Source organism: Janibacter sp. GS2 (genome assembly GCF_051200835.1).
GTDB lineage: Bacteria > Actinomycetota > Actinomycetes > Actinomycetales > Dermatophilaceae > Janibacter.
Genome location: NZ_CP195161.1, coordinates 2,936,056 through 2,962,197 on the forward strand (window position 1 = coordinate 2,936,056; position 26,142 = coordinate 2,962,197).

Annotated in this window: 29 protein-coding genes and 1 pseudogene; 28 read left to right on the plus strand and 2 right to left on the minus strand. The window is 69.3% G+C overall.

Annotation, left to right across the window (positions count from 1 at the left end; genetic code table 11):
- The first annotated feature begins 20 nt into the window (after window positions 1-20).
- The 22 genes from ACR9E9_RS14235 (at window position 21) to ACR9E9_RS14340 (ending at window position 19,811) form a co-directional block, all read left to right on the plus strand.
- Complete coding sequence (locus ACR9E9_RS14235; protein ID WP_435199563.1) at window positions 21-950, plus strand: hypothetical protein; 930 nt, start codon at window positions 21-23, stop codon at window positions 948-950.
- On the plus strand, window positions 950-1,384 hold the full coding sequence (locus ACR9E9_RS14240; RefSeq protein WP_435199565.1) for a hypothetical protein: 435 nt from the start codon (window positions 950-952) through the stop codon (window positions 1,382-1,384). The genes ACR9E9_RS14235 and ACR9E9_RS14240 overlap by 1 nt, the downstream gene beginning before the upstream one ends.
- An 18-nt stretch (window positions 1,385-1,402) precedes the next feature.
- Window positions 1,403-1,795 carry a hypothetical protein gene (locus ACR9E9_RS14245; RefSeq protein ID WP_435199567.1) on the plus strand — a complete coding sequence of 131 codons (393 nt, stop codon included), beginning with the start codon at window positions 1,403-1,405 and terminating at the stop codon, window positions 1,793-1,795.
- A gap of 44 nt (window positions 1,796-1,839) precedes the next feature.
- Window positions 1,840-2,448, plus strand: a complete 609-nt coding sequence (locus tag ACR9E9_RS14250; RefSeq protein ID WP_435199569.1) for a hypothetical protein — start codon at window positions 1,840-1,842, stop codon at window positions 2,446-2,448.
- Window positions 2,448-2,735 carry a hypothetical protein gene (locus tag ACR9E9_RS14255; RefSeq protein WP_435199571.1) on the plus strand — a complete coding sequence of 96 codons (288 nt, stop codon included), beginning with the start codon at window positions 2,448-2,450 and terminating at the stop codon, window positions 2,733-2,735. Before ACR9E9_RS14250 ends, ACR9E9_RS14255 begins: the two co-directional genes overlap by 1 nt.
- On the plus strand, window positions 2,695-3,147 hold the full coding sequence (locus ACR9E9_RS14260; RefSeq protein WP_435199573.1) for a hypothetical protein: 453 nt from the start codon (window positions 2,695-2,697) through the stop codon (window positions 3,145-3,147). The genes ACR9E9_RS14255 and ACR9E9_RS14260 overlap by 41 nt, the downstream gene beginning before the upstream one ends.
- Before the next feature lie 73 nt (window positions 3,148-3,220).
- Complete coding sequence (locus ACR9E9_RS14265; RefSeq protein ID WP_435199575.1) at window positions 3,221-3,880, plus strand: hypothetical protein; 660 nt, start codon at window positions 3,221-3,223, stop codon at window positions 3,878-3,880.
- A 101-nt stretch (window positions 3,881-3,981) separates the two neighbouring features.
- Window positions 3,982-4,260, plus strand: a complete 279-nt coding sequence (locus tag ACR9E9_RS14270) for a hypothetical protein (protein ID WP_435199577.1) — start codon at window positions 3,982-3,984, stop codon at window positions 4,258-4,260.
- Window positions 4,261-4,319: 59 nt separating this feature from the next.
- On the plus strand, window positions 4,320-4,667 hold the full coding sequence (locus tag ACR9E9_RS14275) for a hypothetical protein (RefSeq protein WP_435199579.1): 348 nt from the start codon (window positions 4,320-4,322) through the stop codon (window positions 4,665-4,667).
- A gap of 35 nt (window positions 4,668-4,702) precedes the next feature.
- Window positions 4,703-5,083 carry a hypothetical protein gene (locus ACR9E9_RS14280; protein WP_435199581.1) on the plus strand — a complete coding sequence of 127 codons (381 nt, stop codon included), beginning with the start codon at window positions 4,703-4,705 and terminating at the stop codon, window positions 5,081-5,083.
- Between the two features lie 11 nt (window positions 5,084-5,094).
- Complete coding sequence (locus tag ACR9E9_RS14285; RefSeq protein ID WP_435199583.1) at window positions 5,095-8,652, plus strand: tape measure protein; 3,558 nt, start codon at window positions 5,095-5,097, stop codon at window positions 8,650-8,652.
- Window positions 8,652-10,547: a DNRLRE domain-containing protein gene (locus ACR9E9_RS14290; protein WP_435199585.1), complete on the plus strand. Its 1,896-nt coding sequence runs from the start codon at window positions 8,652-8,654 to the stop codon at window positions 10,545-10,547. The genes ACR9E9_RS14285 and ACR9E9_RS14290 overlap by 1 nt, the downstream gene beginning before the upstream one ends.
- An 86-nt stretch (window positions 10,548-10,633) precedes the next feature.
- Window positions 10,634-11,641 carry a hypothetical protein gene (locus ACR9E9_RS14295; RefSeq protein WP_435199587.1) on the plus strand — a complete coding sequence of 336 codons (1,008 nt, stop codon included), beginning with the start codon at window positions 10,634-10,636 and terminating at the stop codon, window positions 11,639-11,641.
- The gene (locus ACR9E9_RS14300) at window positions 11,638-16,053 is read left to right on the plus strand and encodes a hypothetical protein (RefSeq protein ID WP_435199589.1); all 4,416 of its coding nucleotides are present in this window, start codon (window positions 11,638-11,640) and stop codon (window positions 16,051-16,053) included. The genes ACR9E9_RS14295 and ACR9E9_RS14300 overlap by 4 nt, the downstream gene beginning before the upstream one ends.
- A 10-nt stretch (window positions 16,054-16,063) precedes the next feature.
- The gene (locus ACR9E9_RS14305) at window positions 16,064-16,471 is read left to right on the plus strand and encodes a hypothetical protein (protein WP_435199591.1); all 408 of its coding nucleotides are present in this window, start codon (window positions 16,064-16,066) and stop codon (window positions 16,469-16,471) included.
- Entirely contained in the window at window positions 16,468-16,830 is a 363-nt protein-coding gene (locus tag ACR9E9_RS14310) for a hypothetical protein (RefSeq protein ID WP_435199593.1), read from the plus strand. Before ACR9E9_RS14305 ends, ACR9E9_RS14310 begins: the two co-directional genes overlap by 4 nt.
- Before the next feature lie 4 nt (window positions 16,831-16,834).
- Window positions 16,835-17,098: a hypothetical protein gene (locus ACR9E9_RS14315; protein WP_435199595.1), complete on the plus strand. Its 264-nt coding sequence runs from the start codon at window positions 16,835-16,837 to the stop codon at window positions 17,096-17,098.
- The gene (locus ACR9E9_RS14320) at window positions 17,091-18,074 is read left to right on the plus strand and encodes a hypothetical protein (RefSeq protein ID WP_435199597.1); all 984 of its coding nucleotides are present in this window, start codon (window positions 17,091-17,093) and stop codon (window positions 18,072-18,074) included. The genes ACR9E9_RS14315 and ACR9E9_RS14320 overlap by 8 nt, the downstream gene beginning before the upstream one ends.
- A 62-nt stretch (window positions 18,075-18,136) precedes the next feature.
- A complete protein-coding gene (locus ACR9E9_RS14325; RefSeq protein WP_435199599.1) occupies window positions 18,137-18,289 on the plus strand; it encodes a hypothetical protein in 153 nt (50 codons plus the stop codon).
- A 3-nt stretch (window positions 18,290-18,292) separates the two neighbouring features.
- The gene (locus tag ACR9E9_RS14330) at window positions 18,293-19,450 is read left to right on the plus strand and encodes a hypothetical protein (RefSeq protein ID WP_435199601.1); all 1,158 of its coding nucleotides are present in this window, start codon (window positions 18,293-18,295) and stop codon (window positions 19,448-19,450) included.
- Window positions 19,450-19,584 carry a hypothetical protein gene (locus ACR9E9_RS14335; protein WP_435199603.1) on the plus strand — a complete coding sequence of 45 codons (135 nt, stop codon included), beginning with the start codon at window positions 19,450-19,452 and terminating at the stop codon, window positions 19,582-19,584. Before ACR9E9_RS14330 ends, ACR9E9_RS14335 begins: the two co-directional genes overlap by 1 nt.
- Complete coding sequence (locus ACR9E9_RS14340) at window positions 19,581-19,811, plus strand: hypothetical protein (RefSeq protein WP_435199605.1); 231 nt, start codon at window positions 19,581-19,583, stop codon at window positions 19,809-19,811. The genes ACR9E9_RS14335 and ACR9E9_RS14340 overlap by 4 nt, the downstream gene beginning before the upstream one ends.
- 131 nt (window positions 19,812-19,942) lie before the next feature.
- Here ACR9E9_RS14340 and ACR9E9_RS14345 read toward each other — a convergent pair whose 3' ends face one another.
- Window positions 19,943-20,479, minus strand: coding sequence for a hypothetical protein (locus ACR9E9_RS14345; protein WP_435199607.1), 537 nt, complete (start codon window positions 20,477-20,479; stop codon window positions 19,943-19,945).
- Window positions 20,480-20,602: 123 nt separating this feature from the next.
- Between ACR9E9_RS14345 and ACR9E9_RS14350 the strand changes: the two genes are divergently transcribed.
- Window positions 20,603-21,004, plus strand: coding sequence for a hypothetical protein (locus tag ACR9E9_RS14350; protein ID WP_435199609.1), 402 nt, complete (start codon window positions 20,603-20,605; stop codon window positions 21,002-21,004).
- A 109-nt stretch (window positions 21,005-21,113) separates the two neighbouring features.
- On the opposite strand, the pseudogene ACR9E9_RS14355 reads toward ACR9E9_RS14350, so the two are convergent.
- Window positions 21,114-21,821: pseudogene (locus tag ACR9E9_RS14355) on the minus strand (CpaF family protein); the annotation flags it as partial.
- Between the two features lie 223 nt (window positions 21,822-22,044).
- Between ACR9E9_RS14355 and ACR9E9_RS14360 the strand changes: the two are divergent.
- The 5 genes from ACR9E9_RS14360 to ACR9E9_RS14380 are packed head-to-tail and all read left to right on the plus strand — an operon-like array spanning window position 22,045 to window position 26,077.
- Window positions 22,045-22,641: a biotin transporter BioY gene (locus ACR9E9_RS14360; RefSeq protein ID WP_435199610.1), complete on the plus strand. Its 597-nt coding sequence runs from the start codon at window positions 22,045-22,047 to the stop codon at window positions 22,639-22,641.
- Complete coding sequence (locus tag ACR9E9_RS14365) at window positions 22,628-23,623, plus strand: AMP-binding protein (RefSeq protein ID WP_435199612.1); 996 nt, start codon at window positions 22,628-22,630, stop codon at window positions 23,621-23,623. The genes ACR9E9_RS14360 and ACR9E9_RS14365 overlap by 14 nt, the downstream gene beginning before the upstream one ends.
- Entirely contained in the window at window positions 23,620-24,801 is a 1,182-nt protein-coding gene (locus tag ACR9E9_RS14370; protein WP_435199614.1) for a thiolase family protein, read from the plus strand. The genes ACR9E9_RS14365 and ACR9E9_RS14370 overlap by 4 nt, the downstream gene beginning before the upstream one ends.
- On the plus strand, window positions 24,795-25,484 hold the full coding sequence (locus ACR9E9_RS14375; RefSeq protein WP_435199616.1) for an energy-coupling factor ABC transporter ATP-binding protein: 690 nt from the start codon (window positions 24,795-24,797) through the stop codon (window positions 25,482-25,484). Before ACR9E9_RS14370 ends, ACR9E9_RS14375 begins: the two co-directional genes overlap by 7 nt.
- Window positions 25,481-26,077: an energy-coupling factor transporter transmembrane component T family protein gene (locus ACR9E9_RS14380; protein ID WP_435199618.1), complete on the plus strand. Its 597-nt coding sequence runs from the start codon at window positions 25,481-25,483 to the stop codon at window positions 26,075-26,077. The genes ACR9E9_RS14375 and ACR9E9_RS14380 overlap by 4 nt, the downstream gene beginning before the upstream one ends.
- The last annotated feature ends 65 nt before the right edge of the window (window positions 26,078-26,142 follow it).

Below are 26,142 nucleotides of genomic sequence, written 5' to 3' on the forward strand. Positions count from 1 at the left end.
GGGCCGGGAAGGAGAACATCATGGCCTACACCTACCCCCCGGCCGCGCCGTCCTACGACGGTGACGTCCTCAAGGTCCACCGGTTCCTCGCGAACCCCACCCTCGTCGCCAAGCGCGTCCAGAGCCTCCTGCAGCGCCGGTACATCGCCGACGTGCTGCTCTCGCAGCGCCTGCAGGTGCAGGGCGGCGCGATCGTCTACGAGTCGGGTGAGCCCCTCGGCACCATGGAGCACCCCCGCGCGGTCGCTCCGGGCGCCGAGTACCCCCTCGTCTCGATCGGCGACGGCACCCCATCCGTGGCCCGCACCACCAAGTGGGGCCAGGACGCCGAGGTCACCGACGAGGCGATCAAGCGTCTGGGCATCAACCCCGTCAACCGTGGCCTCACGCGCCTGGCCAACCAGAACGTCCTGCGCATCGACAGCCTCGGTCTCTCGGCGATCTCCTCGGCCGTCACGACCACCCGTCCCCTGCCCACGTTCGTCAAGGACATGAGCGCCGAGCAGATCCTCACCGAGGTCCTCACCGCCAAGGCACAGGTCGTCGACCTCGAGGAGGGCTACGACCCGGACACCGTCGCGCTCGACGCCATGTCCTACGCCTTCATCAAGGCGAAGTTCATCGCCGCCGGCTACCTCCCCCGCGAGGGCCCCGCCAACGCGATCGCCTCCGGCGACTTCCCCAAGGTCGAGAACATGACCTGGCTGCCCTCCCCGCACGGCGTCCCCGGCGAGATCGTCGTCGCCGACACGGAGCAGCTCGGTGGCATGGCCGACGAGGACCTCGGTTCCCCCGGCTACGTCCGCTCCTCCGCGCCGGGGACCTCCCCGGTCGAGGTGAAGACGATCCGCGACGAGGACAACGACAAGTACCGGATGCGCGCTCGCCGCGTGACGGTCCCGGTCGTCCTCGAGCCGCGGGCCGCGATCCGCCTGACGGGGGCCCGCTGATGGCTGGCGGGAAGCGGCTGTTCGCCGCCGCCCCGCTGGTCGTGGTCAAGGACGTCGCCGGTGTCGACCACTACGTGTACGAGGGGCAGCCGCTCACGGCGATGGTCCCCGACGAGCGACGCAAGCAGCTGCTCGCCGAGGGCAAGCTCGTCGAGGTCGAAACGCTCGCAGTGGCGGTGCCCGTCGAGGCCGACGACACCGTCCTGGCCGAGCGCCCGGCGAAGAACACCAAGGTCGAAGCGTGGCGGGCCTACGCCCAGTCCATCGGCTTCTCCGAGGTCGACCTCGAGGGCTTGAAGAAGCCCGACCTCATCGAGGCGGTCATCGCCGCGGAGGAAGACGACTCCAGCGACGGCGGAGACTCCGCCGACTCCGGTGATGGCGTCACCGGCGCCGACGAGTCGGGCGACCCCGACGCGCCGACCATCACCTGACGAAGGGAGGAGCCCCCGGTGGCGATCTTCACTCCAGCGCAGCTGCGCACGTGGTTGCGCTACGACGAAGCCGACGTCTTCGACGAGGACACAGCCGTTCTCGTGGAGCATGTCGTCGCCGGGTGGCTCCTCGCCGAGGTCGGGACTCTGCCCGACCTGGCGCCCGAGGAAGGGCACCCCCTGTTCGGGTGGGCCATCGAGCTCGGCGGCATCGCCTACGAGAACCCGACGTCGATGTCGGATGACCAGGCGGGTGAGACGCGCTCGGCGTGGGCGGACCGTCGCGTGCAGATCCTCGCCGCCGCACGCCGCTGGTCCGAAGCCAACGGCGCCACCGGCTCGAGCACGCCCGTCCCGCGTGGGTCGTTCCCGAAGGCCCGGTCGTGGCCCGACGCGTGGGGGTGCCGATGAGCCCACGCCGGATCCACCCTCGTCACGTCACGAACGTTGTCGCGGTGAAGACCGCGACCACCCGACCGGACGGGGTCACGACCGTCCTCGCTGAAGGGACCGAAGTCAGGTGCCAGGCGGAGTTCACCCACGAGCTCGTAACCACTGACGAAGGGCCACTCCTGACCGGGGTACTGAAGGTCCGAGTGCCGCCGCGCGCCGCGCGGGACGAGCTCGCGATCTTCACCCTCGACTCACAGGTGACCTTCAAGGGGTCCGCGTCGTGGGTTCTGTCGGTCTCTCCGGTCGAACGCGCAGGCGTCATCTCCCACACTCTCGTGATCACCGGAGATCGGGCTGACCGTTTCGGTGGCGCGTGGCCAGTAGCTCTCCGAGTGACACCCTCAGCCGGCCGGGACCGGTGGGGTGATCCCCTTCCGGCAGGGCAGCCGCGGGATTTGGCCGGTTGGCTCAAACCGAAGTCCACCGGGGAGCCCGTGGACTTCGACCAGTCCACGGAGTCGACCGCCACGCTCTACATCCCCGGCGCCGAGAGCATCGCCGCAACCGACCGCGTCGATGTCCTCGATTCCCCCATGGCCGGCAGGTGGCTCGTCGACGGCGACCCCCACCCTGAGGGCTCCGCGCTCGCGGTCCCGCTGAGGAGACCGTGATGGCGACGTCGTTCAGGCCTGCGTCGAATGCCGTGCGGCAGCTGTCGAGCACGTCCCGGATGCGAGAGGCCATGGTCACGCGCACCGAGGCAGGTCAGCGGTGGGCGGAGGCCAACGCGCCTCGCCGTACGGGCGAGTATGCGTCCTCTTTCGAGGTGCGACCGGCCACGATCGACGGCAAGGCCGGCGCTGTCCTCGTCAACACTGCCGCCCACGCGGTCTTCGTCGAGTGGGCCAACGGCGCGCATGTCCTCACCCGCGCTGTCGACGCCATCGAGAAGGGGTGAGGGCATGCATCAGTGGCCAGACGACCGTCGGATTCTCTCTGCTGTTCTCGAGCCTTTCGGTTCGACGACCTACTCCCTCGAGCCGGGCTTCACTGAGCTGCTGGCCGCCGGTGAGACGGCTCCGATCATTCACCTGACTCGGGCGGGTGGCACGGGTGAAACCCAGGACGGCGTCGAGCGCGTTCGCCGCATCAAGGTCGAGGTGTACGCGGTCGGTGAGAGCACCGCCGAGGATCTCGCTGAAGCCATCTCCACGTACCTCGTGGGGCGCTTCCACTACGACCCCGCGAACGAGGACATGGGCCTCATCGACACCGTCGTGACCGAGAGCGTCCCCACTCCGGTGCCATACCCCGATGACGTGATCTCTCTCGTCTCCGCGCTCTACCGCACTGTCTGCCGCCCCCTCTGACCACACCCGGTCCAACCCACCCACAAGGCCCCGTCCCAGGGGCAACCCGTTGCCCTGAAAGGGGTTGATTCGCATGCCCACCTTCACCGAACTCAAGGCCGCTGCTGACTCTGCAGGTCAGGTCCGCAAGGTCCTCGAGGCCGTCGCGTTCTGGATGCCGATGTCCTCTGAACTCCCGACCGCTCTCCTCGACGCGAACAAGTCCCTCCTGGAGATGCCCGAGGGCGCCGTGCCCCTGGGCATGGTCAACAAGGAGGGCTACAAGTTCGCCACCGAGGTGAACAAGGAAGACACCGACGCCTTCGGCTACGGCAACCCCGTGCGCACCGACATCGACAAGGCCCCCAAGACCATCGAGTTCTCGCTCATGCAGGACGGTCGGCAGCTGGTCGCGTCTCTCGTCTACGGCCTCGATCTGTCCGCCGTGCCGACCCTGGCCACGGGCGAGGTCGTCTTCGACGAGCCCCCGATCCCGATCATGGAGGAGGGACGCCTTCTCCTCATCGGCCGTGACGGCGTCGGCCTGAAGGAGCAGTTCCGCGGCCGCGGGTACCCGCGAGTGAAGCTCGCAGAGGTCCCCGAGGAGGCTTGGGCCACCGACAACCCGGTCATGTACCCGCTCAAGCTCGACGTCCTCATCGACGACCAAGTCGGCACTCCCTGCCGGCACTACCTGGGCGGGAAGGGCTTCGACGCCACCGCCCTCGGGTGGCAGCCCGTCACCGCGCCCTGACCGGGTCACAGAACGCGCGTGGGGGTGGCTTCGGGTGTCCACCCCCACGCGTGCTGAACCCCAACGCCCGAGTCCCTTCCGCTCCCACTCAGGAGGACCCCATGTCCGAATCCACCACTCTCGTTCTCTTCACCTCGGACGGCAAGAAGGCCGACACGATCACGACCGCGCTTCCTGCCGAGGTCACCCTGTTGCGCGCTCGGGGGTACCAGACCCAGGAGCAGTACACGGCGCTGCAGAAGGCCAAGGCCGAGAAGGCCGAGAAGGCCGAGGCCGAGAAGGCGGCCGCGGAGAAGGCGGCCGCGGAGAAGGCGGCCGCGGAGAAGGCCGAGAAGGCCGAGAACGCCGAGAAGGGCAAGTCGGTCCGCTCGAGCCGCTGATCCACACACACCCTGCAACACCCGAACACCCGAACACCCGAACACCCGGAGGAGAACCAATGTCTGACAAGCCTGTTGTGCACTCGACTCGACCCAAGCTGCAGCCGGAGACCAAGGCCGGCCCGTACGTCTTCGCGGCGAAGGTCGACGACAAGAACGTGCGCATCACCTTCCCCGACCCGGACGAGATGCCCTGGGAGGACGCCGAGGAGCTGCTCTCCGACATCGTGGCCCCGGAGACGACCTCGCGTCAGGCACTGACGCGGTGGCTCGACGACGAGCAGTACGAGGCGTTGAAGTCCCTCAATCTCACCTTCGGGGAGATGCGCACGCTGATGGAAAAGGTCGGCGAGCACTACAAGCACCTCCTGGGCGGCCCGGGGGAATCCGACGCCTCGCAGGGCTGATCGCTGACTACCGCGCTGAGGTCCGCGCCGACCTGATGCAGGTCTACGGCGTGGACCTCACTGCGTGGTGGCAAGCACGCCGGTGGCGCGACCTGCTCGATCTGATCGACCAGATGCCACCGGCGTCGCGAACCCGCGAGGCGATCTTCAACGACGACGCCAACGCTGACGCGCTCCTCGACGCCGAGCTAGCCCAACCAGACGAGCCCTTCAGGCCCCCAATGAGGTCGTACGACCTCAGCACCTTCCTACTGCTGCGGATCTCCAACCAGTTGACGGCCGTTCTCGGGGCCGACGAGTTCCTGGAAGGGCCACGTACCGCGGTCGACACCGCCCGCGACCGCCGCCGTTCCGCCGAGGCCCTGGACATCATCCGAATGGCCACACCGGCGCTCGCGCACTACTTCGAGCCCTGATCGGAGGCGACATGGCCATCACTGCTGGCGCCGCTCAGGTCGAAGTCACTCCGGTCTTCCCGAAGTGGCGGCGCAAGGTCTCCTCCGAGGTGACTGGGCAGCACATGACGGCCATGGGCCGTCGAGGTGGTCAGCAGGTCAGTACGGGCTTCGATTCGGGCACTTCCCGTCTTGGTGCGGGGATCCGCTCGGCGGCGAAGGCCGGCCTGATCGGTCTCGGCGCCATGGGGACCGCGGCGACCGTCCTCGGATTCAAGACCGCGGCCGCGGGCGAGACAGCCGAAATCGCGTTCACGACCATGCTCGGGTCGGGGAAGAAGGCGCGGAAGTTCCTCGATGAGCTGAAGGCATTTGCTGCCGAGACCCCCTTCGACATGCCTGAGCTGCAGACGTCAGCGCAGTCCCTGGTCTCGGCCGGCGTCAACGCCAACAAGGTCATCCCGATCATGCGGACCCTCGGCAACGTCACCGCCGGGATGGGCACCGGGCAGGAAGGCATCAAGCGAGCCACGGTCGCCATCCAGCAGATGCAGGCCGCGCAGAAGATCAGCGGCGAGGACCTCAACCAGCTCCGCGACGCCGGTATCCCCGTCTACGACCTTTTGGCCAAGGCCACCAACCGGTCGAAGGGTGAGGTGGTCGAGCTCGCCAAGCAGGGCAAGCTCGGCAAGAAGGACCTCGACGCCATGATGAAGGGCCTCGAGTCCGGCAAGGGCCTCGAGCGCTTCAACGGGATGATGGAGAAGCAGTCCAAGTCTCTGTCGGGGACCTGGTCGACGCTGAAGGACACGACCGCGATGGGTCTCGCGGACGCCGTCGAGCCTCTGCTCCCGACCGTGAAGCGCAGCCTCGCTGGTCTGACCGGCGTGGTCGAGAGCAACGCCCCGAAGCTCCGCAAGGCGTTGCAGGGTCTCGTGGCCAGCGGCCCGAAGATCGTCGCTGCGTTCAAGTCCCTGGGCACACCCGAGAACCGGGCGGCCCTGGACAATCTGCGCTCGAGCTTCTCCTCGCTGGGCCCGGCGATGGCCGACGCGAAGGGAGAGGGCCCCAAGCTCTCCTCCGTCATCAACGGCGTCGCCTCCGCCGTCCGCTTCGCCTCCAGTCACGTCGACACCCTCGTCAAGTACGCCCCGGCCTTCCTCGGCTTGCTCGCCGGTTACAAGGTCCTGCAGGGCGCGAACAACGTCCTCGGTCGCCAGTCCGCGATCGGTATGGGGCTCCAGGTCGCTTCAACGCTCTCCCTAGCTGCATCGAACCGGGCACTCGCGCTGTCGCAGAGGTCTGTGGCCGCGTCGACTGTCCAGGCAACGGCAGCGGAGCGGGTGGGGCTCCTCACCCGAATTCGTGGGCGGGTGGCCACGATCGCTTCGACGATCGCTGAGCGTGCCTCGACCGCGGCGAAGAAGGCTGGTGCCGTAGCGCAGCGGGTCCTGAACGCGGTCATGCGAATGAACCCGCTGGGGATCGTGATCACGGCCTTGACCGCCCTTGGCGTCGGGCTGGTCATCGCGTACAAGAAGTCCGCGACCTTCCGTCGGATCGTGGACGGCGCCTTCACCGGGGTCCGGCGCGCTGGGTCGGGCATGGTCACGTGGTTCCAGAACGTGGCTTGGCCCTGGATGAGCAAGGTTTTCCACAACATCGGCGCGGTCGCGACGTGGTTGTGGCGCAAGGCGATCCAGCCCGCGTTCCGCGGGATGGGCTCCCTCATCTCGTGGTGGTACACCCACGTCGTCCGCCGCTATTTCAGTCTCGTCGGTGCCGTCTTCCGTGGCGGAGCTGCGACCGCGAAGTGGTTGTGGCAGAAGGCGATCGCGCCCTCGTTCCGCGGCGTCGGGGCCGTAACGAAGTGGCTCTACTCCCGCGCGATCCAACCGAATTTCGCGCGGATCACGTCAACCTTCCGGGGCGGGGCGAAGGTCGCGAAGTGGCTCTACAGCAATGGGATTCGCCCTGCTTACGACAGCATCGCCAGCAAGGCGAAGTGGCTCTGGGGTAAGACGAAGTGGGCCTTCGACAAGCTGAAGGCCGGCGCGAGGTCTGTCAAGGACAGCATCGTGAAGGCCCGCGATGGGATCCGCTCCGCCTGGTCGAGGCTGAACGGGATCCTCCGGTCGCCGATCCGCAAGGCCCTGTCGTGGATGAACACCCACTTCATCGGGAAGCTCAACACGATGCTCGGGAAGATCCCCGGCGTCGACCTGAAGATCCCCAAGATCCCCGGTTTCGATGCGGGTGGCTGGACCGGCCCGGGCAGCAAGATGACCCCGGCCGGTGTCGTCCACGCGGACGAGTTCGTGGTGAAAAAGTCGTCGCAGAACTCCATCAGTCGGGTCGCTCCGGGGTACTTGGACGCGCTCAACCAGCATGGCGCGAAGGCGCTGTCCTGGAACGCGCCAGGGTACGCGATCGGCGGCAAGGTCGCTGGCTTGAACAAGCGATTCCTCGAGCAGCTGTCGGCGTTCAACGCGGCCGCGGGCGGCCGCTACAGCGTCAACTCCGGCTACCGTTCCAACGCGCACCAGCAGCTCCTGTACAACCGGTACCTCGCTGGCCGGGGCCCGGTCGCGGCACGACCCGGCTCCTCGCAGCACAACCGTGGTCTCGCGGCCGACCTCGCTCCGTCCAACGCCAGGAACGTGCACGGTGCGCTGGCGAAGAAGTTCGGTCTCGTGTGGACGGTGCCGTCGGAGTCATGGCACATCGAGCCGTCGTGGGGCCGTGGCAGCAACGCGGGTCCGGGCGCGATGGCCGGTGTCGCCGGCATCGGGCAGATGTACTCCAACCCGAGCGGCTGGTTCCAGAAGAAGCTTTCCGGGCTCACCAAGGGTTTCGACGCGAGCAAGTACGGGCTCGCGGGCAAGATCATCCCTTCGATCCTCAAGCGCATCGGGTCCAGCATCAAGAGCAGGATCGTCGCGGCCCTGTCCTTCGGTGGCGGCGGCAGCGGCCCCGGCATGTCCTTGTCGTCCGTCGCCAAGGGCACGAACCAGATCATGGGCAAGGGCCTCGCCGCGCAGATGGGCTGGACGGGCCGCCAGTGGACAGCCCTGCGCAAGCTGTGGCAGAAGGAGTCCAACTGGAACCACAAGGCGCGCAACTCCTCCAGCGGCGCCTACGGCATCCCACAGTCGCTGCCCGGTAGCAAGATGCGCTCTGCCGGCGCTGACTGGCGAACGAACCCGCAGACGCAGATCAAGTGGGGCCTGAACTACATCAAGGGTCGCTACCGCAACCCGGTGGCTGCGTGGGCGCACTCGCAACGTCTCAACTGGTACGCCGACGGCGGCCGCGTGAAGCCACCGACCGGGTACGCCGGCGGCACCCGCAGCGCCACCCCGGGCCCGCACTGGGTCGGTGAGAACGGCCCGGAGCTGCGCTGGTTCCGCGGTGGTGAGCGCGTCATGGATTCTCGGCGCTCGCGGCAGTTGGCGGGTGGCCCGAGCGGGCCTCTGCGGATCAGTGGTGAGTTGTCGATGCGTGATGGCCAGGCGTACATCGAGGGCATCGCTGAGGGCGTGTACGGCGACCTCAGAGACGGTGAGCGGGCGTTGGAAGGGATGCACTGATGGGCTACGTCAGCACCACGACGGCATTCGATTCGTCTGTCTCGAGCGAGTACCCCTCGAAGAACTACTTCGAGTCGTCGCTTCTGCGTGTGCTGTCTGACTCGAAGTACTCCTACATCTCGTTCGCGCGCCCGTTCAACCCCCGTTCGAGCGTCATCAAGGCAGAGCTGGTCCTCCACTCGGCCGGCGACTACTCGAACAACACCCGCAAGGTGACCGTGAAGCGCCAGGGGCAGCGGGACGCGCTGTACAAGAACCTGACCTTCTCGAACCGGCCCGCGGCGCACAGCGATGGCGTGTCGGTGACGAAGACGACCGGGTTCGGTGGTGGCGAGTCGTGGGTGTTCGATGTGACCGCTCACGTGCAGCGGTGGTCGGACGGCGCGGACTTCGACGGGTGGGAGATCTCGACCACGCACACGGGCGAGATCAAGTTCTACTCCACGGACACCACGGCGTCGTGGGCGAAGAAGCTCGAGCCGCAGTTGCGGGTGTGGGTCGCGGACGAGCCGGACCCTCCGCAGGACCTGAGTCCTTCGGGTAACCGTGTCGTGTCGGAACCGAAGCCGGTGCTGCGCTGGTCGCAGTTGGACGTCAACGGTGACACCAACATCATCGCGGCGCGGGTGCAGTTCGACAACGTGGCGTCGTTCGTGACGCCGGTCTTTGATTCAGGTGAGCAGCCGATCGACGACGCGTCGTTGAACTTGGACAGCCTCTCGGGTGGTGTGGTCTTCCCGGGCCTGCCTGCAGATGGGTCCTCGCGGTTCTGGCGGGTGATGGTCAAGGACGGTGCGGGCTTGTGGTCGCAGTGGTCCTCACCGGTGTCCGTTCGGTACTTGCCGAAGGGTGTCTTGGCGTTGACGGCACCCGCGCTCTCGTCGCCGACGATCTCTGACCCGACACCCCCGTTCTCGTGGACTTTGACCGGGGCGACTCAGCGCGCGTACCGGTTGGAGATCTTCCGCAAGCACGCCAGCCTCAACCTGTGGGCTGAGGCGTGGGACTCGGGCAAGCGGACCGCGTCGACGTCGACTGTGACGCCCCCGAAGGGTGTCCTGGCGTTCGACGACAGGCTGTACCGGGTGCGGTTGGTGGTGTGGGACACCAAGGACCGGCAGACGACTCCGGGCGCGACGGCCGCGTATGTCATCGAGCGAGAGTTCTACTTCGACAAGGACGCGGCGACGAACCCGACGGCCACGATCTCGGTGCGTCAGCCGGTCTGGCCCTACCCCTTCGTCGAGGTGCGGTGGACCAACACCTTCTTGCCGGACCGCACGATCATCTCCCGCGACGGGGTGATCGTCGCCGACGTCGAGGCGGCGGACCTCGCGGATCTGCGGCAGGGCGACGGGTCGTATTTGTGGGTGGACCGCGCGCCCGTTCCCGGGCGCCCGAACCGGTACACGGTGCGGCCGTTCTCGGGCGGGAAGATGGGGTGGGGCAACCCGTCCGCGTCGTTGACTCCGGACGTGATCGGCCGGTGGCTGATCACCGATGACTTCGAGGTGTTCATCGCCGGCACTGAGCAGGACTTGAAGCTCGAGGAGGTCGCCGGTGTCCACGAGCCGATCGGTGACAAGGGACCGGTGCGGATCGTCACCGGGCTGAAGGGGTGGTCGGGGCCGGTCGCCGGGCGACTGGTCCGTACCCAGACCGCGTCGGCCTTGGACGAGGTGTCCGCGGCGACGTGGCGCGACCGGCTGATGCGCATCAAGCGCGACCAGCTCAAGGCCACGTTCGTCGCGGGTGACATCAGCGTGCCGGTGACCATCGGGAACGTGAGCGCGCCGCCCACGGCCGCTCCCAGGGACCCACGCGGTGAGTTGGTCTACGACTGCTCTCTCGAGTTGTGGGAGCGGGGCACTCACGACTGGGAGGCGTACGGGTGATCGAGCTCGGACTGTCTACGGAGCATCGCCGCGCCTACTTTGACACTCTGCGGCGCCCGCACCGCATGCGGGTGTTGGTGTCGCTGATGGACCCCAGCGAGAACTATGTGCGCAGCCTCACGGGGCGGATCGTTGCGGGTCAGGTCGTGGGTGACTCCAAGTCGAAGATCCCGATGTCGGCGCAGCTGTCGATGCACCTGGAGGACCTGTATCGCACCCCGCGCCGGGGTGACCTGCTGCGGATCCGCCGGGAGGTCCTCACCCCGTTCGGGTGGTACGGCCCGCCGCTGTTCACTGGGCCAGTCGACCGGTCCACCCTCGAGGACCGCACCTTGAACGTCGACCTGCTGGACAAGTCGTCGCTGCTGCGGGAACCGACCCGGTCGACGCACATCTACCGCAAGGGCCTGACCCGGATCGGGGTGATCCGCGACGTCGCCTACGACCGCGGTGAGCGTCGCTTCGACCTCCCGGAGTGGAACCAGGCCCGGCTGGGCGCCCCGGTGCAGGTCCGCCCGGGGTATCAACCGTGGTCGTACATGGTCGTCCAGGCCAGGGCGTTGCGCGGGCAGGTGTTCTACAACGGTGCTGGCGCGCTCCGCGTGCGTCAGCACCCGACCGGCACGAGCCTGTGGTTCAACGACGACTCGGTGCTTTCGGTCCCGTCCGTCGTCGAGGACGACGCCGACATCATCAACTCGGTGCACGTGAAGGGCAAGCCACCGGCGGGGAAGAAGTGGCGCATCGAGGCGAAGGCGTACATCCCGGCGTGGCACCGCCTGTCCCCGCAGAAGCTCGCCCGGTCCGGGGTGCGTCAGCACCGGTGGGAGACCATCGAGGACGAGACCATCCGCACCGTCCGGGACGCCCAGGCTGCCGCTGACCGGCGTGTGCGCGAGCTGATGGCCCAGACCGGTGGTGTCACCTTCACCGCGCTCCCCCACCCGGGTATCGAGCTCGGTGACGTGCAGCAGGTCAACGCCGCCGGTGTCGTCACGCCATACCGCCTGTCGTCCTTCACGATCCCGCTGACCGCAGACGAACCAATGACGGTCGGCTACATCAAGCCCCTCCGGAGGTCGAAGAAGCGATGAGCGCAACGGACACCGAGCTGGGGCAAGTCCTCAGCGTCGAGGTCGAAGAGGCCGGCGGCAACGCCCTCGGTCACCACGAGCCCGGCGTGACCACCATCCAGCTCGACGACGCCAGCGACTTCCCCGAGCTCGGCGGTCAGGCCCGAGTAGGGCAGACCGTCGTCGACATCGCCGCAGCCGACCCCGACGGCGACACCCTCACCCTCGCGACCGGCCTCCCCCAAGAGGTCGAAGACGGCGACCGGGTATTCGTCCACCCCTCCGCCCCCACAACATGGGCGCAGGTCATGGTCGACCCTGAAGAGGGCGCGCTCCTGGTCGAGGTGCCCTTCGGCATCAAGGCCTTCACCGGTCTCGCAGAGGGCGACCTGGTCCGCTTCGCCGACGACGGCACGGGCGCCCTGCGTGTCGTCGAGGTCGTCGGCGGCAACCCCACCCTCAACGCGTCCTACATAGACAACGCTGAGGAGCTCGTCCTCGAAAACGAGCGAATGCTCGGCGAGGTCCTTGCCGAGAACACCCAGGCGATCACCACGGCCGAGGGCCGCCTGACCACCGCCGAGGGACAGATCTCCGACGCCTTCGGCGAGATCGACCTGCTGCCCAACGAGGCCTACGTGGACGCCGCGCGGCAACAGGCCATCGCCGCCGCCGCGATCGACGCCCAGGCCAAGGCCGACGCCGCCGAAGCTGCCGCAGCCCAGGCCGCCGCTACTGACGCCCAGACGAAGGCAGACAACGCCGCTGCCGCCGCGCAGCAGGCCGCGCAGGACTACGCCGACGCCGTCGCCGCCGGCGAAGGCAGCGGTGCCCTCGCCGCCGCGAAGACCTACGCCGAGCAAAAGGCCCAGGAGGCCCGGGTCGCCGCCGAAGCCGCCGCAGCACTCGACGCGACGAGCAAGGCCGACGCCGCACTCGTCGCCGCGAAGGCCGACGCCACGAGCAAGGCCGCAGAGGCCATGACCAAGGCCACCGCCGCCCTGACGGCCGCGCAGGCCGCACAGGCCTCGGCCGACGGCGCGATCCGCACCTACTACGACACCGACCCTCCGTGGGCGAACGGCTCGTCCCAGCCCGACGACGTGCTCGGAGACATGTGGTTCGAGCTCGGCACCGGGCAGGCCCGGCGTTGGAACGGCACGACATGGCAGGTCATCGAGGACGAGTCGATCGGCCAGGCGCTCGCCGCCGCCCAGAACGCTCAGACGACCGCTGATGGCAAGATCACCGCCTACTACCAGCCCACCGAGCCGCTGGAAGGCGACGAGGGCGACCTGTGGTTCGACACGGACGACGACAGCAAGCTCCGTCACCGTGTCGGCTCGTCGTGGGTGGTGCTCCTGGACGCGGCCGCGCTCGCCGACGCCGCCCGGGCCGCTGCGGAGCAAGCCGCCGCTGCCGACGCCACAGCGAAGGCCGAGGCGGCGGAGTCCCGCGCTGCCGCAACTGCTGCCGCCGACGCACAGACGAAGGCGGACGCCGCCCAGGTCGCCGCAGAGGCAGCCGCCCAGACCTACGCCGACTCCGTCGCTGCCGGCGAAAGTAGCGGGGCCCTCGCCGCCGCGAAGACCTACGCGGAGCAGAGGGCCCAGGAGGCGCGAGTCGCCGCCGAGGCCGCCGCCGCGCTGGATGCCACCGCGAAGAAGGAAGCCGCCGAGGCGACCGCCGCCGCCGACGCCAGCGCGAAGGCCGATGCTGCGCTGCAGCGGGCTCAGCGCGAGGCCGCTTCGCGTGGCACCGACCTCGTGACCAACGGCACCGGCTACATGGGCGACAACACCAACTTCTCGTCTTTCACGTTCGACCCCGAAGGTCCGGTGGGCACCAGTGGGTCGTTCGTCTCCGCCCAGCCTTACGGCTCAGAGAACAACGACGAGCTGATCCCTGTCGACCCGTCGAAGTCCTACGTCGCTTCGATCAAGATGAGGAACGCGGACCCCGAGGCGGCCCCGTCAAACAGGAGCTACGTCGGCCTATGGCCGCAGGATGCCTTCGGACAGGGCATCTCACCGCAGCACTACACCTACGACCCCGACACCGTGAGCGAGCTCGCTCAACCCCTTGCGGTTGGCGATACCGAGGTCCATCTGACGGCGCTGCAGGGCGATTGGGCGCACACGCCCGCGTACACCTACATCGGCTTTTGGAACTACACCGACCCCGGGGGTCGCGTGTGGCCGGTGGGCACCTACACCCGGGACTACGCCAAGTTCGCCTCGATCAGCGGAAACACAGTCACTCTCGACACCCCCTACGCGGGCCCATCGCGTCCTGCTGGAACGCCGATCTCTCGCAACTTCCCCGGCAGCAACTACATGTACTTCGTCTCCACCTCCAACACCATCACGAGCGAGTGGCAGACATTCAAGAGCACGCGCATCTACGGTGGTATCCACGATGGGAGGTCGTCCGGCACCGGAGCTGCCGTTAGTGCCTTCCCGCCCGGATGCGCGAACGTCAAGATCAAGACGATCCGCAACTCGGGGACCACGAGCAGGATCGCCTATGCGGGCGTCTCCCTGTCCGATGCTTCAGCCGCGCAACGGTCCGCCGACGAGGCCAAGGCTGACGCCATCGCCGAAGCTCAGGCTGCGCTCGATGCCGCCAAGGCCGACGCCTCGAGCAAGGCCGACGCAGCAGAGCAGACGGCCAAGGCGCACGCGACGACGATGGTCAACGGGCTGTCGAAGGCCGTCGAGTCCACGGCGATGCCGGGCACGACCACCATGCCGAAGGACTCTGTGTGGCGCGTGCTCGACGCCAGCGGGAAGTACAAGGCCATCTTCGTGCAGACGGCTTCCCCCTCGGGCAGTGCGTGGGCGGCCCGCCCGATCACGTCGGAGGTCATCGACAACCTCGATGTCGGGAAGCTGACGTCCGACAGCGCGACGCTGAACTCTGCCGTAGTGAACCTCTTCGCTGCACGACTGGCGAACATCATCCAGGCGAACATCGGCAACCTCACGGTCACCGAGGGCGCCAGCCTCAACTCTGTGGTCGCCGAGCAGATCGCGGCCGACACGGCGTCCTTCCTCGAGCTAACCGTCTCCCAGATCCTCGCGGGGGATATCCAGGCCGCGTGGTCGATCGGCACGGACGGGGTCATCTACGCCGGCGACCCCGAGGGCTCACACGTGCGGATCACCAGGGACGGGGTCCGGCTCTTCGTCCTCGGCCCAAACGGCGCCCCCTACGAAGCGACGGCGATGGCCGTCAACGAGGCGACAGGAATGCCGGAGATCTTCTTCGGCGTCATGGGCGCCGACGGCACCCGGCTCGGTGGCATCGCCTCGGATGGCTCGGTCTCGGGCACCGGGGGTTCCTTCACCAAGGACCTCCGGGTCAAGGGTCTGCTCGTGGTCGGGCAGGCGGGTGGGTCGGCTGAGCAGGGCTGGATGGACCGGTTGCCCCGGGGGCTGATGAATTCGGCGGCCTCTTCGACTTCCACGGGGGTCAAGCCGTCCGGCACTGAAGCGCCGTACGTGCGGTTGCGGACGCAGCTGAAGAAGGGCCGCACGTACCGCGTCGTTGGCGTCCTCTCGGGAAAGTTGGGGTCCGTCAACGGCGTGCTGCGCGGGAACGTGCGCTACCGCTTGGGCTCCGCGCAGCCGGGTATCTCTTCCAACGAGCTCTGGGCGCCGACCACAGGTGGCCAGATCTACAACAGCACTGTGGCGGCTGACCTGCAGGTGGAGGGACTGTTCTGGGTGGACACGGACACGGAGGTCAACTGGGTGCTGACCTACCGTGGGCTCAACGGCGCTACGGCGCAGGCCATCAAGGGCCGCCTGTACTGCGAGGACATCGGCCCCCGGAACGCGCCCGAGGGCGGCGAAGGTGACGACGTGACCCCGCCGACGCTCTACCAGTCGACGTGGCGTGCCACCGAGAGCCGGATGTTCGATAAGACCGGCGCGGCGATGGCCGGACGCGATGGCGACGTCGACCAGTGGTTCTACTTCGGCACTCCGACTGACTTCCAGTCCGTGGCGTTGCTCTACGGCGGCGGGGTGGTGGAGTCCACGGACTCCTTGGAGTTCGGGAAGACCCACGCGCAGGCGCTGTCCGGCGCGACGCTCCACAAGTCGGAGATCTACCTCAGGAACAAGATCTGGTTCGGCGGCACCATCTCCGGTGCGGTCACACTCTCGTCCCTGTCCTCCTCGTCTCTGCCGTCGTCGAAGAGCATCGACGGCGGCCTGTGGGTCGAGGGGGTCGCGGAAGGCGAGGGGATCTGGATCGAGGTGCCCACCGCGTGGTTCACAAACGGCGCCAACCGAGGCATCTGCATGGGCGACAAGGACGGCAAGGCCCTCGACGGCGCCGGCGTCCTGACCGACCTCGACTCCGGTTCCTTCCACGGCATCGACGACATCGACCCGTCGCTGATCCGCCACACATACTCCCGCTAGGAGGGACAGCATGAACCTCGAGTGGCATCCGTCCGGAGCCTGCGTCCGCTTCGACAGGGAAGGGCCGTATCTCCACGAGAACGCGGCCCATGCCTCCCCCCACGTGAAGTCCATCTTTATCAACGGCAGCGGCGAGCTGGAGATCAAACACGCCGGCGACGGCCGCAAGATCTCCTCGATCCTGGTCTCCCCTGACGAGACTCTTGCCGGTGACCGTGGGATCTCGGGCGGAGGCTCTGGTGGCACCGGCACCACGCGCATCCGCTTCTTCGACGCGTGCCTGGGTCGTCGGCTCTACCTCAACCGGCCAGGTGACTACGCCCGGATGGAAGGCCCCTGGTCGAACGTGTGGATCATGTGGCTGCACGTCGCCGAGGTCGAGGAGTCACCAACGATCTGCTGCTGCGGGCAGTCATGACCACCGCCGCTCACGCGCGTATCGCCGCGCTGGGGCACGCGCTCGTCGCGCTGCTGCTGGTGTTCGACAAGGCCGGCTACGGAGGGCGACCCCGGGGGCTCCTCGGTGAGCTCGCGGACCACCCGGCGTGGGCGATCCTGCACGTCGCCGCTGCGGCCTCGCTCCTGGCCGCTGCAAGCCCCCGGCACCGTGCCGGGGCGGCGTGCGCGTCGGCGTCTGTGATGGGTGTGTGGTCGGTGCTGCTGCTGTGGTGGGCCACCAGCCTTGAACCGGACGCGACGTGGCTGGCGGGGACACTCGGCATCCTCGCCGCTGCGCATGCCATACGTCTCGCCGATCTCAACGCACAGGAGGGATGAGCGTGTGGGTGACGCCAACTTGTCCGACCTTCTCCTGCCTGTGCTCCTCGCGCTGCCCGGGCTCCTCGCGTGGCTCGGGACGCAGTCCCGCAGGGACCGCAAGCGCTCGAAGCGGATGCAGCGTGACATCGACGAGCACGAAGCGTGGGCCATCGAGTCCAGGCGAGCACGACGGATCCACAACGACCAGGAGCACCAGACGGGGGTCGGCATGATCGAGATACCGGACCTTCCCTCGAGCATGACCCGAGGAGACGACGATGAGTAGTAGCCGCGGCGGCGAAGAGTCGGTCACCGAGCCCTCACCGCTGGCAGCGGACCTCGAGGCCATGGAGGCCGATCACCGCCGCGACCTGCGCCTGTGGAAGCTCGCCGCCGTGGCCACCGCGGTCCTTGGCATCGTCGCCGGGACGTGGCTGGGTATCCAGCGCACCGAGCAGGCCGAGGAAGCGCAGTCCGCTCAGGTCGAGGCCGGCCAGGTGCAGGACCGCGCGAAGGACCTGGCCAAGCGCGTGCAGGAGGCGTGCGAGACACCCGGGCCGATGCGTGAGGCTCTCGACGACGAGGGAGCCTGCCAGCGCGCGAAGGAGGTCGAGGAGGAGCCCGAGACGACCCCCAGCTCTCCCGTGATGGGGTTCGCTGGCCCCCAGGGCCAGCCCGGCATCGACGGTCAGGACGGCCTCTCGATCATCGGACCCCGCGGCCCGGTGGGGCCGTCGGGCCGCGATGGCCAGGACGGGAAGGACGGGAAGTCAATCCCCGGACCTCGTGGCCCGCGTGGCCTCCGCGGCCTGATGGGCGTTGAAGGGCCTGCCGGTGAGCAAGGCCTGGACGGGGAGACCGTCGTCGGCCCCCAGGGCGACCGGGGTGAGTCCATCAAGGGCGAACCGGGCAAGGCGGGTGAGGACGGACGATCCGTCGCCGGTCCTACTGGTCCCGCTGGTCCTGCTGGGGCGAAGGGCGAGACCGGCCCTGACGGTCCTGCCGGGCCCGCTGGTCCGGCAGGTCCGCGAGGTGAGTCCGTCACCGGGCCCAAGGGCGACCCCGGCCCATCCGGTCCTGCTGGTCAGGACGGCGCCAACGGTCGCGGCATCGCGTCACTGACCTGCACCGACGGGCAGTTCGTCGTCACCTTCACAGACGGCGAGATGCAGACAACCAACGCGACGTGCGAGACGACGCCGCCACCCGAGCCCGAGCCAACGCCCGAGCCCGAACCGCAGCCCTCACCAAGCGAGAGCTGACCACCCCTCCGCAGGCCCCGGCGAACGTCCGGGGCCTTCGCTATGCCCGAAGGAGATTCGTCATGCCGCACCCCAATCTGAAGGTCGCTCCCGACGAGGACGACTGGGCCCCCGAGGACTACACCCAGCCCGACGAGGACCGCGTCACCGTCGAGCACGAGCACCCACACCCGCTGGAGACCGACCAGACCCCCACGGTCGAGAAGGAGGACTGACCCATGGCACGCATGTGGATGCCCGGAGCTGTGACGCTCCCCTCGAGCCGGGACGGCGGCAGCATGGTCGGTGGCCCCGCCCGCGCCACGGAGCACGTCATGGTCACCCCCTACACGTGGTCCGCGCTGCAGGCCGCGCGCTACCTCATCGCCCAGGGCTCCGAGGCCCACCTGACGCTGCACCCGATCTCGGGCCACGTCGTGCAGATGGTGCCCGCGCACCGTGCGGCGCGAGCGCTCGTGAACCGCGGCGGTGGTTGGGAGTCCAACCGCGCCGGCCGCTACAACGTTCAGACCGAGGTTGTGGCTATGCCCAACGGCTACACCAAGGACGTAACGGCCGCCGGCAAGCGGGCGCTCGCGGCCCGCGCCAACTGGCTCGACTCCTTGGGCGTCACCCGCTCGTGGGTGGGCGGCAGCCCGCCGCGAACGTACGCCGAGGCCAACAACGGCCGCACCCGCAACGACTGGAACTGGCGGAACAAGTCCGGGTGGTTCGGTCACGGGCAGGTCCCCGAAGGGAACACGCACTGGGACCCGGGCCCGATCGACGTCGGCACGGCCATGGCGAAGGGTGCCGGCGGCGGGATCATCCTCACCCCCGGTTCGGTGGGTGCCGAGTGGTACGCCCCCGACGACCTGTCCACGTCCACGATCAAGGCGCTCCAGCGCGCGGTCGGCGTCAAGGCCGATGGCGTGATGGGCCCGAAGACAGCCAAGGCGACCCAGCAGTGGCTGAAGGTCAGGGTCGACGGCGACTGGGGGCCGAACACGATCAAGGCTCTGCAGCGCAAGGTCGGCTCGACGCCGGACGGGATCTGGGGTCCAGCCACGGCAGCCGCGCTGCGCCGCTACCTCGACCGCGACGCCGACGGCGGCGACGACCTCGCCGTCGACGGGCTCATGGGAGCCAACACCGTCCGGGCCATCGAGAAGTGGACCGGCTCCCCCGTCAAGGGCACGTGGACCCCGTGGGACATCAAGGCCCTGCAGCGCAAGATCAACGAGGTCGCGCCCAACCGTGACCCTTTGCGGATCGACGGGCGACTGGGCCGGTGGACGGTCAAGCGCCTGCAGCGCATCGTCGGCACCCCCGACGACGGCGACTGGGGCCCGAACACCACGCAGGCCTTCCAGCGCTACCTCAACCGGGTGCTGTGATGCGCCCCCTCGACGCGCTGCACAGCAGCGACAACGACGTCGTCATCGCCAAGACGATCGGCCTCGTCCTCTCCGGCGCGCTCATCCTCGCGTGGGCCGCCCTGAAGCTTCTCCCCGCACAGATCGGAGCATGACCATGAACGTCCTCACCGACGTGATCCCCGCCCGCTACCGCAAGTACGTCTACGCCCTCGTGGCCCTCGCCGCCCTCATCTGGGGCGCGTGGGAGGCCAGCCAGGGAGACTGGCAGGTCTTCGCGGGTGGCCTCATCGCGGCCCTCGTCTCGGCCACTGCCGCCTCCAACACGAGCAGCTCAGGCACAAGCGGCTATCCGGCCGAGCACGGCGCGGGCATCGAGTAGCTCCGCGCCTCGCCGCTGCGCCCCCTTCGTCAGACCTCTGGGTTCGGCGGAGGGGGCGCTCTTGTTGTGCCCCGGGCTGATCAAATTCCCGGGCAGGTGCACCGCTGGGTGGACGCGAGCGTTGCACCCATTCACACCGCTCCTTTGTCGGTGAAGTAGGCGGCTTCGGTCTCCATGTCAGGCTGGACGCTGATGATAACGGCGCTGGCCTTGGACCCCTCCCATACGGAGGTGTAGGTCGTGGACTTGCCAGGCAGGACCACGGTGCCGGGGTTGCCCTCCATGCCTTTGGTGTCGTCCCAGATCTCCTCGGCGTCGGCGTCGTCGACCTGAGTGTTGATGCCAGGTGTGCCGATGTCGTAGGGCTTGTCGCCGGTGTTCTTCATGGTGAACTTGAACCGCGGTCCGTACTGCTGTTCGCCGTTGTAGAACCCGTCGCGCTCGATCTTCACGGACAGGCCGACGCTGGGCCAGTCGTAGGTCTGCCCGAAGTAGACGACCCCTTCGCGCTCCGCTGTGGCGTTGCCGTCGTTCTTCGCGGCGGCCGCCTCGGAGGACGAAGATGAGGATGAGGACGTCGAGCTGCCGCTGTCGGTGGCGCCATCGGCGGAGCAGGCGCCGAGTGCGAGGACGGAGATGACGGCGAGGGTGGGGATGGAGCGTCGCATTGCGGTTCCCTGTGTCTCCGGTCTGGCCCAGCGCCTGACCTCGATGAGCGCACTGTAGGGCACGAGGTCAGCCACAGCGAGACGTAACTGCTGTTGCCATGAATTCCAACTAGAGTCGTGCCCATGGCGCGCTACCCCTCGGGAGTCCACGGGCCGCTCCCCGGCGACCACGTCGATGACGTGCGCGTTCGTCTCGCACAGATGACCCTGGCCATGGAAGAGCACCCTGTCGGCAACTCAGCGCCGTGCGCGAATCCGGAGTGCACCCGGCCCGTCGATTACCTCGGCGTCGGGCATCTCACGCTCCACTGCAGTGGCACGTGCCGCTCCCGGGTCTCGACCCTGCGTCAGCACGCCACGCAGCAGCTCCACCTGCTCGAGCGGACCCTCGAGGAGTCCAAGCATCTCCCGGGGGTGCCCCGAACCGAGCTGCGCACCCGGGCGCGGAAACTGCGCTGGTGGCTCGCTCGCCTCACGCCAGCCGACCAGCCCAGGGAGCCGACCGGCCCCGAGGACTTCGGCTAGCAGGAGCTCACGCGGACAGCCTCATGCCGAGAATCGTCATAGCCACGATCTACGGCAGGCCGTCCTCACGCGCTTCATGCCGCCGACCCTCACACCTGTGTAGGTCGGTCGGGTTCTGTAGCTCGAAGACCTCCTCGCAGGTGATCACCCGCTCTCGAGGGGGCAGCGCCGAGGAGAGGCAGTTGAGCAGGGTCGTCTTGCCGGCCTGGGTCCCGCCGGCGACGAGGATGTTCAGCCCCGCGGTCACGGCAGCCTGCAAGAAGGTCGAGGCCCCCTTGGTCAGGGTGCCCAGTCGTACGAGGTCGTCGAGGTGATCGGCCTTGACCACGAACTTGCGGATGTTGACCGACCAGTGGTCCCGTGTGATGTCCGGGATGACGACGTGCAGCCGGCTGCCGTCGGGCAGGGTGGCATCGACGAAGGGCGAGGACAGGTCGATGCGTCGGCCCGAGGACTTGAGCATCTTCTCGACGAGGTCACGGACCTCGTCACCGGTGAGCACGGTGGTGGTCAGCTCGGCGACGCCGTTGCGGGCGATGAAGACCTGGCTCGGCGAGTTGATCCAGATCTCCTCGACCAGTGGGTCGTCGAAGTACTGCTGCAGGGGCCCGAAGCCGGCCACCGTGTCGAGGACCGACTTGACGGCCGCCTCGACGTTGCCGAGCACCGGGAGCCCGCCGTGGGTGCTGCGCTCGTCGTAGTCGCTGACCGCGGCGCGCACGAGGTCCGCGACCTCGCCCGTCTCACGCACCGGGTCCAGGCCCGTGCGGCGGATCAGCTCACGCACCTCGGTCTCCACCGTCTCGACCGCGTCCACGACCGACTCCCCATCTCCCTGCTCGACTGCTGGGTGCGAGCCTCCCCGGATCGCACCCACAGCACGCTAGCGACTTCTCGACGACCCGCATCTCGAGAATCCACAGGCACCGGCGGTGTCACACGGATCGCCGCGACATGCGACGCCCACGAGGGGGACCGTGACCCGGGCGGGGACGAACTCGGTCTACCCTCGGCCCAACCACATCGAAAGGCTGGAAGTCGTGTCGAACCACTCCCCCGCGTCGACCGGACGCGAGCTGGCGCAGATCGCCGTCTTCGCCGGAATCATCGCCGTCCTCGGCCTGATCCCGGCGATCGTCCCCGTCGGCAGCGCGGTGCCCATCACCGCCCAGTCGCTGGGGATCATGCTCGCCGGCGCGATCCTCGGACCGCGCCGAGGCGGCCTGGCCGTCCTCGTCTTCCTCGCCCTCGTGGCTCTCGGGCTCCCGCTCCTGGCCGGTGGCCGCGGCGGCCTGGGCGTCTTCGCCAGCCCGACCGTCGGTTACCTCGTGGGCTTCCCCATCGCCGCCGTCGTCATCGGCGCGATGACGCAGGCCGTCGGCAGGCCCTACCGCCTCGTGCTGGGGATCGGCATCAACATCCTCGGGGGTGTGCTCCTGCTCAACCTCCTCGGCGTCATCGGCCTGGTGCTGCGCGCCGACCTCGGTGTCGGCGCCGCGCTCGTCGCGGCCCTGCCCTTCGTGCCCGGCGACATCACCAAGGCCATCCTCTGCGCCCTCGTGGCCCGGGGGGTGCACGCGGCCTACCCCGGGCTCCTGCCCGCCCGGCGACGAGAGCGTGCGGATGCCCGCGTCTGAGGTCGTCGACCTCCTGGCGTGCGATGACCCGGTCGCCGCCTTCATCGAGGCCGACGGGAGCAGCCGCCCCATCGCGCTGCCCACCTCCGGCACGGCCGCCCGACCCCGCACGATCGTGCGCACGACCGAGTCCTGGTCCGACTCCTTCGCGGCGGTCAGCGAGCTGACCGACCTCGACGCGTCCAGCCGGGTCTGGGTGCCCGGACCCACCACCGCGACGATGAACCTCTTCGCGACGATCCACGCCCGCTGGGCCGGCGCCACGCTCGCGCCCGACCTCGGGTCGGCCACGCACGCCCACCTCACACCGACCGCCCTGCGGCGCCTGCTGGACGCGGTGAACCCCGACCTGGCCGGACGGCACCTCGTCGTCGCCGGTGACCGCATCGAGGCAGGGACCCGGGCGCGCATCCGTGCGGCCGGCGCCGAGATGAGCCACTACTACGGTGCCGCCGAGCTCTCCTTCGTCGCCTGGGGCGAGCACGCCGACGCGTTGCGCCCCTTCCCCGGCGTCGAGGTGACCTCCCGCGACGGGGAGCTGTGGGTCCGCTCGCCCTACGTCAGCCGCGGTTACCTCGAGCCCGAGCACACCCTGCGCCACGATGCCGACGGTTGGGTCACCGTCGGCGACCGGGGCGACCTCACGGACGGCTGCGTGCGCGTGCACGGCCGCTCGGGTGGGATCACCACGGGTGGCACCACCGTCCGGACCGCCGAGATCGAGCACGCGCTGCGACCCCGTGCCACCGGTGACGTCGTGGTGCTCGGCCTGCCCCACCCCGACCTCGGTGAGGTGGTCGCGGCGGTCGTGACGCATCCTGAGGACGTGCAGCATCTCCAGGCCCTCTCCCGTGACGTGCTCACCGCGGCCCAGCGGCCCCGGCGGTGGCTGCAGGTGGACGCGCTCCCCCTGACCGGCCACGACAAGGTCGACCGCGTGGCCCTGCGCGCGGCCTTCGCGGCCGCGCGGGCGGAGCGATGACCGCGGACGCGCCGGGCGCGCCGGTCATCGTCGCCGCCGGTCGCACCCCGATCGGCACCGCCGGCCACTCCCTGTCCCAGCGGACCGTCGAGCGTCTCGCCGGGCCCGTCCTCGCCGCCGTGGTGGAGCGCTCGGGCCTGCCGCCGGAGGGCATCGCGGACGTCGTCCTCGGCAACTGCATGGGACCCGGCGGCAATGTCGCCCGGTCCGCGGCCCTGGCCGGTGGGCTGCCCCCGGGCGTGCCCGCCCTGACCGTCGACCGGCAGTGCGCCAGCGGGCTGGCCGCCATCGACCTCGCGGCCCAGCTGGTCCGCGGTGGCTCACCCGCGGTGCTCGCCGGTGGCGTCGAGTCCGCGAGCACCGCCCCGTGGCGGTACTGGCCGCCCGTCGACGGCGGCGACCCGGTCCGCTACCAGCGGGCCCCCTTCGCCCCCTCGGGGGACGAGGACCCCGACATGGGCCCGGCCAACGACCTGCTGGCGCAGGAGTGCGGGGTGAGCCGGGAGCGGCAGGACGACTACGCCGCCACCTCCCACGCCCGGGCCGTGACCGCCCGGGACGAGGGTCGCTTCGACGCCGAGATCGTCCCCCTGGACGGAGTCACCCGCGACGACCGCCCCCGGGCGACTCTCACCGCCACGAAGCTCGCCCGGCTGCGACCGGCCTTCAGGCCCGACGGCACCGTGACCGCGGGGAACTCGTGCGGCATCAGCGACGGCGCCGCGGCGGTGGCGGTCGTCGACCCCGCGACCCGAGAGCGTCTCGGGGTCCCGGGCCTGCGCGTCCTCGCCACAGCCACCGCCGGCGTGCAGCCGAACCGGCCCGGCCGAGGTCTCGTCCCCGCCACGCGGCTGGCGCTGGAGCGCGCTGGCCTCGCCCTCGACGACCTGTCCGCCATCGAGCTCAACGAGGCCTTCGCCGGGCAGGTCCTGGCCTGTTGCGACGAGCTGGGGCTGGACCCCCTTCGCGTCTGCACCGACGGCGGCGCACTGGCCCTGGGGCACCCGTGGGGCGCCTCCGGTGCGGTGCTCGTCGTCCGGCTCTTCCACCAGCTCGTCACCGCACGAGGGAAGCGTCCCGAGGAGCGAGGGCGGAGCCTCGACGGAGGGCGCTACGGCCTCGCCGCGATCGCCGCGGGCGGCGGTCAGGGAGTGGCGATGGTGGTGCAGGCGTGCTGATCGACGTCGAGGGTGTCACCCACGGGTTCGACGGCGGCCCACCGGTGCTGCGCGATCTGAGCGTGCGACTCGACGAGCACCGGATCGGGGTCATCGGCGCCAACGGCTCCGGCAAGTCGACCTTCGCGCGGATGCTCAACGGCCTCGTCGTCCCCGGAGAGGGACGGGTGAGCATCGACGGCCTGGACACCGCCCGCAAGGGCCGCGACGTGCGCAAGCGGGTGGGCTTCTGCTTCACCGACCCGGACTCGCAGATCGTCATGCCGACGGTAGCCGAGGACGTGGCCTTCGGGCTGCGGCGCCGCGGCCTGTCGAAGGGGGAGATCGCCGAGCGCGTCGAGCGGGTGCTCGCCGCCTACGGCCTGGCCGGTCGGGGCAACCACCCCGCCCACCTGCTCTCCGGCGGGCAGAAGCAGCTGCTCGCCCTCGCCTCCGTCCTCGTCACCGAGCCCGACCTCCTCGTCATGGACGAGCCGACCACGCTGCTCGACGTGCGCAACGCCCGCCGGGTCGCGGATGTCGTGCGCGACCTGCCGCAGCAGGTCGTGCTCGTGACCCACCACCTCGACCTGCTCGCCGACTTCGACCGCGTGCTCGTCTTCGACGACAGCCGGCTCGTGCACGACGGCACCCCCGAGTCCGCGGTGGGCCACTACCTCGACCTCATGGTCCGGCCGCAGTGATCGGTCTCTACCGCGAGGGCAGCTCTGCCCTGCACACCCTGCCCGCCTCGGTGAAGCTCGCAGCGCTGCTCGTGGCCGGGGTCGGCGCGACCTTCGTGCGGTCACCGACCGCGACCGGCGCCGCGCTCGTCGTGGTCGTCCTCGGCTACGCCCTCGCGCGGCTGTCCCCTCGGGTGCTGCTCGCCATGCTCCGCCCGCTGCTGTTCATCGTCGTGCCGCTCGGCATCTTCCACGTCGTCGTCACGGGGTGGTCCCGCGCCGTCGTCGTGGTGGGGGTCATCGTCGCCCTCGTGCTGCTCGCCAACCTCGTCACGCTCACCACGCGCACCAGCGACCTCATCGACGTCGTCGTCCGCGTGTGCTCACCGCTGCGGCGGATCGGGGTCAACCCCGAACGCGTCGGGCTGATGCTCCAGCTGGCCATCCGCGCCGTCCCCCTCGTCGTCGACCTCGCCCGACGGGTCCGCGATGCACAGCACGCCCGCGGGCTGGCGGCCAGCCCGCGCGCCTTCGCCGTCCCGCTCATCGTGGGCGCCCTGCGGCGGGCGGACGACCTCGGCGACGCTCTCGCGGCCCGGGGCCTCGACGACTGAGGGGCGGCCGCACGTCGGCCTGTGGACAACGCCGGGCCCGGTCAGACGCGTCCGGCCTACGGTGC